Source organism: Dietzia sp. NCCP-2495 (genome assembly GCF_026011735.1).
Lineage (GTDB): Bacteria > Actinomycetota > Actinomycetes > Mycobacteriales > Mycobacteriaceae > Dietzia.
Map to the genome: position 1 here is coordinate 1 of NZ_BRVN01000045.1, position 8093 is coordinate 8093.

Annotated in this window: 9 protein-coding genes; 7 read left to right on the forward strand and 2 right to left on the reverse strand. The window is 68.7% G+C overall.

Going from position 1 to position 8093, the window contains the following annotated elements; genetic code table 11:
- Positions 1-73: 73 nt before the first annotated feature.
- Positions 74-589 carry a hypothetical protein gene (locus OPF83_RS17135; protein WP_264888846.1) on the reverse strand — a complete coding sequence of 172 codons (516 nt, stop codon included), beginning with the start codon at positions 587-589 and terminating at the stop codon, positions 74-76.
- Positions 589-879 (reverse strand): helix-turn-helix transcriptional regulator, encoded by a 291-nt coding sequence (locus OPF83_RS17140; RefSeq protein ID WP_264888848.1) that lies wholly within the window; start codon positions 877-879, stop codon positions 589-591. Before OPF83_RS17140 ends, OPF83_RS17135 begins: the two co-directional genes overlap by 1 nt.
- 136 nt (positions 880-1015) lie before the next feature.
- On the opposite strand from OPF83_RS17140, the gene OPF83_RS17145 reads away from it, so the two are divergent.
- The 7 genes from OPF83_RS17145 (at position 1016) to OPF83_RS17175 (ending at position 8067) form a co-directional block, all read left to right on the forward strand.
- Positions 1016-1519 (forward strand): glutathione peroxidase, encoded by a 504-nt coding sequence (locus tag OPF83_RS17145; protein ID WP_264888850.1) that lies wholly within the window; start codon positions 1016-1018, stop codon positions 1517-1519.
- Between the two features lie 166 nt (positions 1520-1685).
- On the forward strand, positions 1686-2390 hold the full coding sequence (locus OPF83_RS17150; RefSeq protein WP_264888852.1) for a DUF2334 domain-containing protein: 705 nt from the start codon (positions 1686-1688) through the stop codon (positions 2388-2390).
- 97 nt (positions 2391-2487) lie between these two features.
- Positions 2488-2733, forward strand: coding sequence for a phosphoribosylformylglycinamidine synthase subunit PurS (gene purS, locus OPF83_RS17155; RefSeq protein ID WP_264888854.1), 246 nt, complete (start codon positions 2488-2490; stop codon positions 2731-2733).
- Complete coding sequence (purQ, locus tag OPF83_RS17160; protein ID WP_264888856.1) at positions 2730-3407, forward strand: phosphoribosylformylglycinamidine synthase subunit PurQ; 678 nt, start codon at positions 2730-2732, stop codon at positions 3405-3407. Before purS ends, purQ begins: the two co-directional genes overlap by 4 nt.
- A 302-nt stretch (positions 3408-3709) precedes the next feature.
- Complete coding sequence (locus tag OPF83_RS17165) at positions 3710-4921, forward strand: trans-acting enoyl reductase family protein (protein ID WP_264888857.1); 1212 nt, start codon at positions 3710-3712, stop codon at positions 4919-4921.
- A gap of 119 nt (positions 4922-5040) precedes the next feature.
- Positions 5041-7341 (forward strand): phosphoribosylformylglycinamidine synthase subunit PurL, encoded by a 2301-nt coding sequence (gene purL, locus OPF83_RS17170; RefSeq protein ID WP_264888858.1) that lies wholly within the window; start codon positions 5041-5043, stop codon positions 7339-7341.
- A gap of 57 nt (positions 7342-7398) precedes the next feature.
- A complete protein-coding gene (locus tag OPF83_RS17175; protein ID WP_264888859.1) occupies positions 7399-8067 on the forward strand; it encodes a YoaK family protein in 669 nt (222 codons plus the stop codon).
- The last annotated feature ends 26 nt before the right edge of the window (positions 8068-8093 follow it).

The following is an 8093-nucleotide window of genomic DNA, read 5'->3' on the forward strand; positions in this document are numbered from 1 at the left end:
CCCCTATTGCGGTAGCGGATGTACAGGCGGAGTAGCGGATTCTTGGGCTGGGCTGGGCTGGGCTGGGGCGGGTTCAGTCGGGCATCGTGCGGGTCATTGCCGCGGCGGGGATAACTGCTCCGGCGAGGAACGTGATGATCCCCAGGCCGCCCATCATGTAGGCCAGTCGGAATCCGTCGCCGAGTTCGAAGCTCGAGACGAAGATCAGGACCATCGAGATCACGAACAGGGCGCCCGTGACCAGGGAGAGTGCCCGCGACCGGGCGTCCAACAGGGTGGCGGTCTCGAACTCGTCGAGATAGCGGGCCGGCGCGGAGTCCTTGGCGTCGATCGTCGTGCGGAGCATGGTCCACACCACGCAGATAGCCACTGTCATGGGGATCCACGCGAGCAGGACCGGAAACCAGAAATAGCCGGCCACCGCGATCGCGGCCATGATCGCCAGGCATGCCCAGTTGAGCTGGACGAGGAGGCGTCGGCGGGCCGGAGTGCGCCAGCTGGTGAGGCTGTCGGCGGTGCGCGAGACGGTCATCTCGTAGCGCTTCTCCGCTGCGGTCAGGGTGCCGGTGTCGGGATGGTGCGTGGTCATCACGGTTCCTCTCGGTTGCGGCTGGTTGCTTGTCGGCTGTACATCTCGGCCGACATCGGACGGAACTCCTCGCGGGAGAAGACGGCCTCGACCGGGAGGTCGAACACCGCGCAGATGCGCAGGGCCAGGTCGAGGCTGGGGTAGTGGTCGCCCCGCTCGAGCGCTCCGACCGTCTGGGGGTTCACCGCGATCCGCTCGGCGAGCTCGGCTCGGCTGAGCTGATGCTCGGCGCGAAGCACGGAGATCCTGTTGTAGATGGGGAGTTTCTCTCCCTTCCTGACTGGGCTCATGTCATAAAGTGTTGTAAAAACCCAACGATTTGTCAATGGGTTCGGCAATTCCGTAGGTGGATCCGGCCCGTCCAGTGCGCGAGGGCTCCCGTGCGTGCGAGGGCGGGTGTCGGACTGGCAACGTAGTGTGGGCTACATGACTAACAGCAGCGTCAATGTCTCCGGCATCGAGTTCACCACCATCGACGGCACGCAGGTGTCGATGGACGATTACGCAGGTCACGTGGTCCTTCTGGTTAATGTCGCCAGTGAGTGCGGGCTGACGCCGCAGTACGAGGGGCTCCAGGAGTTGGCGGACGATTTCGCCGATCGCGGCTTCTTCGTGATCGGGTTCCCCTGCAACCAGTTCATGGGTCAGGAGCCCGGCGACGAGGCGGCGATCAAGGAGTTCACCTCCGGCAAGTACGGCATCACCTTCCCGTTGACCTCGAAGGGTGACGTGAACGGCGAGGGTCGTCACCCGCTGTACGCGGAGCTGACCAAGGTCGCCGATTCCGACGGTGAGGCCGGCGACGTGCAGTGGAACTTCGAGAAGTTCCTGATCTCGCCCGAGGGGGACGTCGTGGGTCGCTTCCGTCCCAAGGTCGAGCCCGGGGCACCCGAGCTCGTGGAGGCGATCGAGGAGTACCTGCCAGTCTGAGTGCCCGGCTGTGGCTGAGTGCGCGGCTGCGGCTGTGACTCCGGCTGTGGCTGAGTGCTCAGGCTGTGGCGATCTGCCCGGGTGATCGGGTCGGCGACCGCCGACGGACATGCGCTGTACACGTTGTCGTCGTCGTCCTGTCATCCCGGACTGTCACCATGCGGCCATGACACCTCGCCTCGTCGTCTCCGTCTCCGGCATTCGCGACACCACCCTCGACGGCGCGATCACCCTGGTCGGTGAGCTCGAGCGCCGCTCGGTTCCCGTCTCGCTGCTGGTCGCACCGCGGCGCGGGCACGAGTACGAGCTCGCGGCCGACCACGGGACCCAGGACTGGCTGCGGTACCGGCGGGAGCAGGGCGACTCGATCGTGCTGGGCGGATACGACGACGCCGCGACCAAGGTACGGCGCCCCGAGTTCGCGTCCATTGGGCCCGCCGAGGCGGCCGTGCGACTCGCCGCCGCCGACCGGCTCATGGCCGACATGGGACTGCGGACGCGGATCTTCGCGCCCCCGCGCTGGAACGCCTCCCCGGGCTGCCTCAAGGCGCTGCCCGGCGCGGGTTTCCGCATGTGCGCCGAACTGTCCGCCGTGCACGATCTCACCCGCGGGGCGACCGAGCGCGGGCGCGTGCTCTCGATCGGGGAGGGCTTCGTCGCCGACAGCTGGTGGTGCCGCGCACTGGTGGCGGCGTCCGGGCGTATCGCCGCAGGGGACGGGCTCGTGCGGCTCAACATCTCCGCGAAGCAGGCCGCCCGCACCACGCCTCGGACGGCCCTGCTCGACGCGGTTGACCTCGTGACCGCCCAGTACGGTGCCCGCACGGCCCGGTACGAGTGGCGTTCCGTCGCACTGGTCGGCGCCGCCTGACCGTTCGGCGCTGTGCCGCCGTGCGGGTAGGATCGACGGTGAATCCCGGACCCTCTGGTCCGACCGCCGAATCCGCTTGAACGAGGAGTTCTCCACCGTGGCCCGAGTAGTCGTCGAAGTCATGCCCAAGGCCGAGATCCTCGATCCGCAGGGTCAGGCCATCCACCGCGCCCTCGGACGCCTCGGCCACGCCGGTGTCACCGACGTGCGCCAGGGCAAGCGTTTTGAGCTCGAGGTGGCCGACGACGTCACCGACGCCCAGCTCGAGGAGATCGCCGAGTCGCTCCTCGCCAACACGGTGATCGAGGACTGGAAGGTCGTGCGCGCCGAGGTCGTGGCGTGAGCGCCCGCATCGGTGTCATCACCTTCCCCGGCACCCTTGACGATGTGGACGCCGCCCGCGCCGTGACCCGCTCCGGCGCCGAGGCCGTTTCGCTCTGGCACGCCGACGCGGACCTCAAGGGCGTCGACGCGGTGGTGGTTCCCGGCGGTTTCTCCTACGGCGACTACCTGCGCTGCGGCGCGATCGCGTCGATGGCCCCCGTCATGGGTGAGGTCATCGCCGCCGCGAAGGGCGGCATGCCGGTGCTCGGCATCTGCAACGGTTTCCAGATCCTCTGCGAGGCCGGCCTCCTCCCGGGTGCGCTCGGCCGGAACCGTGACATGCACTTCGTCTGCCGCGACGAGTGGCTGCGTGTGGAGAACAACCAGACCGCGTGGACCTCGCGGTATGACTCCGGCGCCGAGATCCTCATCCCGCTCAAGTCCGGTGAGGGCCGGTACATGGCCACGGCCGAGACCCTTGAGCAGCTCGAGGGCGACGGTCGCGTGGTGTTCCGCTACGCGGGCGAGGCGCCCAACGGCTCCACCAACAACATTGCTGGCATCGCCTCCGAGAACGGGCGCGTCGTGGGTCTCATGCCGCATCCCGAGCACGCGATCGATCCGCTGACCGGCCCCTCCGATGACGGCCTCGGTCTGTTCCTGTCCGCGCTGGACGCGGTCGTCAAGGCCTGATCGGGCCCCAGATCACGACCTGATCCCCGGGAATCGGACCTGACATTGTCAGACTGACTTCCGGGGATCTGTTCTTCGTCGCTGGTGTGGCGCAGGGTGCCGTGGGCGTGACCACGTCCTTACAGGCCGCCCATCCCCGCGCCCCTGAGCATGCAGCTCGGAAGCCTTAACGCCAACCCCACGGGCTCGTCCGCCATCGACACGGTTCTGGCGCTCCTGTACGTCATACCGAATGGACTCTTGAGCCTGGCAGCCATGGCGGGCGCACTTGCGGGGCGGGGCTGATGCTGTAGAACCGAGTGGTGAGCGAAACCACGAATCAGTTCCGGACTCCTACCGACAAGGCCGACAGGCCCTACGACGTCGTGCTTTATGGCGCGACCGGCTTCACCGGAGGGCTGACCGCCGACTACCTTTTGCGTCACATGCCCGAGGGCGGCGCATGGGCGGTGGCGGGACGCGATCGGACGAAGCTGGACGCTTGTGTCGCGCGCATGTCCTTCGCGATGCCCGACGTTCCCGCGCCCGCCGTTGTCATCGCCGACACCGAGGATCCCGCCTCGCTGGCGGAGTTGGCGGAGTCGGCCCGCGTGGTCATCACGACCGTGGGGCCCTACCTCGAGTACGGGGAACCGCTGGTCGCCGCCTGCGCCGAGGCGGGCACGGACTATGTGGACCTCACCGGAGAGCCGGAGTTCGTCGACGCGATGTACCTCAAGTACAACGACGTGGCCAAGGCCACCGGGGCTCGGCTCGTGCACGCCTGCGGATTCGATTCAATCCCGCATGACATGGGCGTGTTCTACACGATGAAGCAGGTGCCCGAGGGCGTGCCGGCGGTGGTGTATGGAGCGGTCCGAGCGGAAGCGCAGTTCTCCGGCGGAACCTTCCACTCCGCGATCGGCCAGTTCGCCCGACTGCGTGAAGCGGGCAGGACGGCCAAGGCGCGTCGAGACAAGCAGGGGCGGCCCGACGGGCGGCGCATCAAGTCAATCCCGGGAAAGCCGCATCGAGACGACGTGTTGGAGAGGTGGCTCGTGCCGCTGCCCACGATTGACCCCCAGATCGTCCTACGCTCGGCGGCGGCGCTGCCAAGCTACGGTCCCGATTTCACGTACTCGCACTACGCCTCGGTCGGATCGCCGGTCACTGCGACCGTGGGCATGGTCGGCGTGGGGGCACTGGCGATCGGTTCGCAGGTCGGTCCTTTGCGATCGCAGATCCTGAAGCGGATCGACCGGGGAGCCGGCCCGAGTGAGTCCCGCCGCGCCCGGTCGTCGTTCGACGTGACCTTCGTGGCGATGGCGGGCGGACGCCGCGTGGTCACACGCGTCTCCGGTGGGGATCCCGGATACACCGAGACGTCGATGATGCTGGCTGAGTCCGGGCTGTGCCTGGCATTCGACGACCTGCCCACGCTGGCAGGCCAGCTCACTACCGCGCAGTCGATGGGGGATGCGCTCCTTGAGCGGGTCGAGCGCGGCGGTCTCGTGTTCGAGGTCCTGTCGACGTAGGGCGTTCGACCGCCCGGAGCGGCTAGACGTGGGGCCCGACTGGATCGACCGGACGTGGTTCCCGCCCCCTTGAAGGGAGTGGATTCGTCGGTCGGGCGATCCCGACTAGACTCGCCCTCGTGACCGATCTCGTCGATTCCACCGCGCACGCTGCCGCCACCCCTGATCTCGCCCAGCCGTGGGCTGAGCTCGGCCTCAAGGAGGACGAGTACGCACGGATCCGCGAGATCCTGGGCCGCCGACCCACCGACGCGGAGCTGGCCGTGTACTCCGTTATGTGGTCGGAGCACTGCTCCTACAAGTCCTCGAAGGTGCACCTGCGCTACTTCGGCGAGACGACCACCGACGAGATGCGGTCGGGCATGCTCGCCGGCATCGGCGAGAACGCAGGTGTGGTGGACATCGGCGACGGGTGGGCGGTGACCTTCAAGGTCGAGTCCCACAACAGCCCCTCGTACATCGAGCCGTACCAGGGTGCCGCGACCGGCGTCGGCGGCATCGTGCGCGACATCATGGCGATGGGTGCGCGCCCGGTGGCCGTGATGGACCAGCTGCGCTTCGGTCCGATCGATGCCGAGGACACGCAGCGCGTGCTGCCCGGTGTCGTGGCCGGCGTCGGCGGCTACGGCAACTGCCTCGGCCTGCCCAATCTCGGTGGCGAGACGGTCTTCGACAAGTCCTACGCGGGCAACCCACTGGTCAACGCGCTCTGTGCCGGAGTCATGCGCGTCGAGGACCTGCACCTGGCGTTCGCCTCGGGCAAGGGCAACCGCATCATCCTGTTCGGTGCCCGCACGGGCCTCGACGGCATCGGCGGCGTCTCGGTCCTCGCGTCCGAGAGCTTCGACGTGGACGAGAACGGTGACCCGGTCAAGCCGCGCAAGCTGCCCAGCGTGCAGGTCGGCGACCCGTTCGCCGAGAAGGTGCTCATCGAGTGCTGCCTCGAGCTGTACCGCGAGAAGCTCGTCGTGGGAATCCAGGACCTCGGTGGTGCCGGCCTGGCCTGCGCCACCTCGGAGCTCGCGGCGGCCGGCGACGGCGGCATGCACATCGTGCTGGACAACGTCCCCCTGCGCGCCGAGGGGATGACCGCGGCCGAGATCCTCTCCAGTGAGTCGCAGGAGCGCATGTGCGCGGTGGTGACCCCGGAGAACGTCGACGCGTTCATGGAGGTGTGCCGCCGCTGGGACGTGCTGGCCACCGACATCGGCGAGGTCACCGACGGCGACCGCCTGACGATCGAGTTCCAGGGCGAGATCGTCCTGGACGCCCCGCCGGAGACGATCGCCGACGAGGGCCCGGTCTACGAGCGCCCCGTCGAGCGCCCGGCCACGCAGGACGCCCTGCAGGCCGACACCACCGCGGGCCTCTCCCGGCCCTCCACCGGTGACGAGCTGCGCCAGACACTGCTCGACATGGTCGCCAGCCCGGCCCTGTGCTCCCGGGCCTTCATCACCGAGCAGTACGACCGGTACGTGCGCGGTAACACGATCCTCGCGGAGCACGCCGACGGCGGAGTCCTGCGCATCGACGAGGAGTCCGGTCGCGGCATCGCGCTGTCGACCGACGCGTCGGGCCGCTACACCCAGCTCGATCCGTACACCGGCGCGCAGCTCGCGCTGGCAGAGGCGTTCCGCAACGTCTCCGTCACCGGCGCCACCCCGGTCGCCGTGACCAACTGCCTGAACTTCGGCTCGCCCGAGGATCCGGGCGTGATGTGGCAGTTCCGCGAGGCCGTGCACGGCCTGGCCGACGGCTGCGCCGAGCTCGGCATCCCGGTCACCGGCGGCAACGTCTCGTTCTACAACCAGACGGGCACCACCCCGATCCTCCCGACCCCGGTGGTCGGCGTGCTCGGCGTGATCGACGACGTTGCCCGCCGCACCCCGACCGCGTTCGGCGACACCCCCGGCGAGAGCGTCTACCTGCTGGGCGAGACCCGCGACGAGCTCGACGGGTCGATCTGGGCGCAGGTCGCCCACGGTCACCTCGGTGGACTGCCGCCGAAGGTCGACCTGAAGTGGGAGGCCACACTCGGCCGGATCCTGGCCACCTCGTCCAAGGACGGACTCATCACCAGCGCCCACGACCTGTCCGAGGGCGGTCTCGCCCAGGCGCTCGTCGAGGCGGCGCTGGCAGGGGAGTGCGGTGTCAGGGTCGTGCTGCCGGCGGACGTCGACCCGTTCGTGTACCTGTTCTCCGAGTCCTCCGGTCGCGTGATCGTCTCCGTCCCCCGTGGCGAGGAGATCCGTTTCCAGCAGATGCTCACGGCGCAGAACATCCCGCATGCCCGCATCGGCGTCACCGACACCGACTCGGGCACCTTCGAGGTGCAGGACCAGTTCTCCCTCGGCATGGACGAGCTGCGCGCCGCCCACGAGAGGACCCTGCCGGCGACGTTCGGCGTCACCCAGGCCTGAGCAACGTGGCGCGGGTCTGCTGTGCCCGTGCCCTGAGGCGAATCGAGGACCGTCGCGATGATCGGCCTGCGTAGGCGGGAGAAGATCCTCGCGGTGGTCCTCGCCGGAACGGCGGGGTTCGTCGACTCCGTGGGGTTCCTCGCGGCCGGCGGCTACTTCGTGTCGTTCATGAGCGGCAACTCCACCCGCATGGTCGTGCACGTCGCCGAGAGGAACCTGGGCGGGGCGGGCATCGCGGCGGTGCTGCTCGTGTCGTTCTTCCTCGGTGCGGTCGGCGGCGCGCTGGTCACGCGCCGCCGTAATCTCGACGACCGCCCCGCTGTCCTGACACTGGTGTTGGTGCTGTTGCTCGTCGCGATGGCACTGCAGTTGACCACCTCGGCCACGATCTGGGCCGTGCCGGTCGGTATCGCGGTGGCAGCGGCGGCGATGGGGTCCATGAACTCGGTCTTCCACACGCGCGGCGAGGTCTCGCTCGGGGTGACCTATATGACCGGGGCCGTGGTGAAGTCGGCGCACCGGCTCGTCGACGCGCTCTTCGGCGGGTCGTGGGCGCCGTATTGGCAGCAGGTGTTCCTGTGGTCGGCGCTGGTGATCGGCGGGGTGTTGGGTGCGGTGTCGCATCTGGCGGTGGGCCCGTCGACGTTCGGTGTCGCGGCGGTGGTGGTGGCTGCCGCCCTGGTCGTGACCGTCGTGCTGCGTCGCCGCGAGTACCGCACCGCCTGATCGGGCCGGGCCCCGGGTGGAGGGGA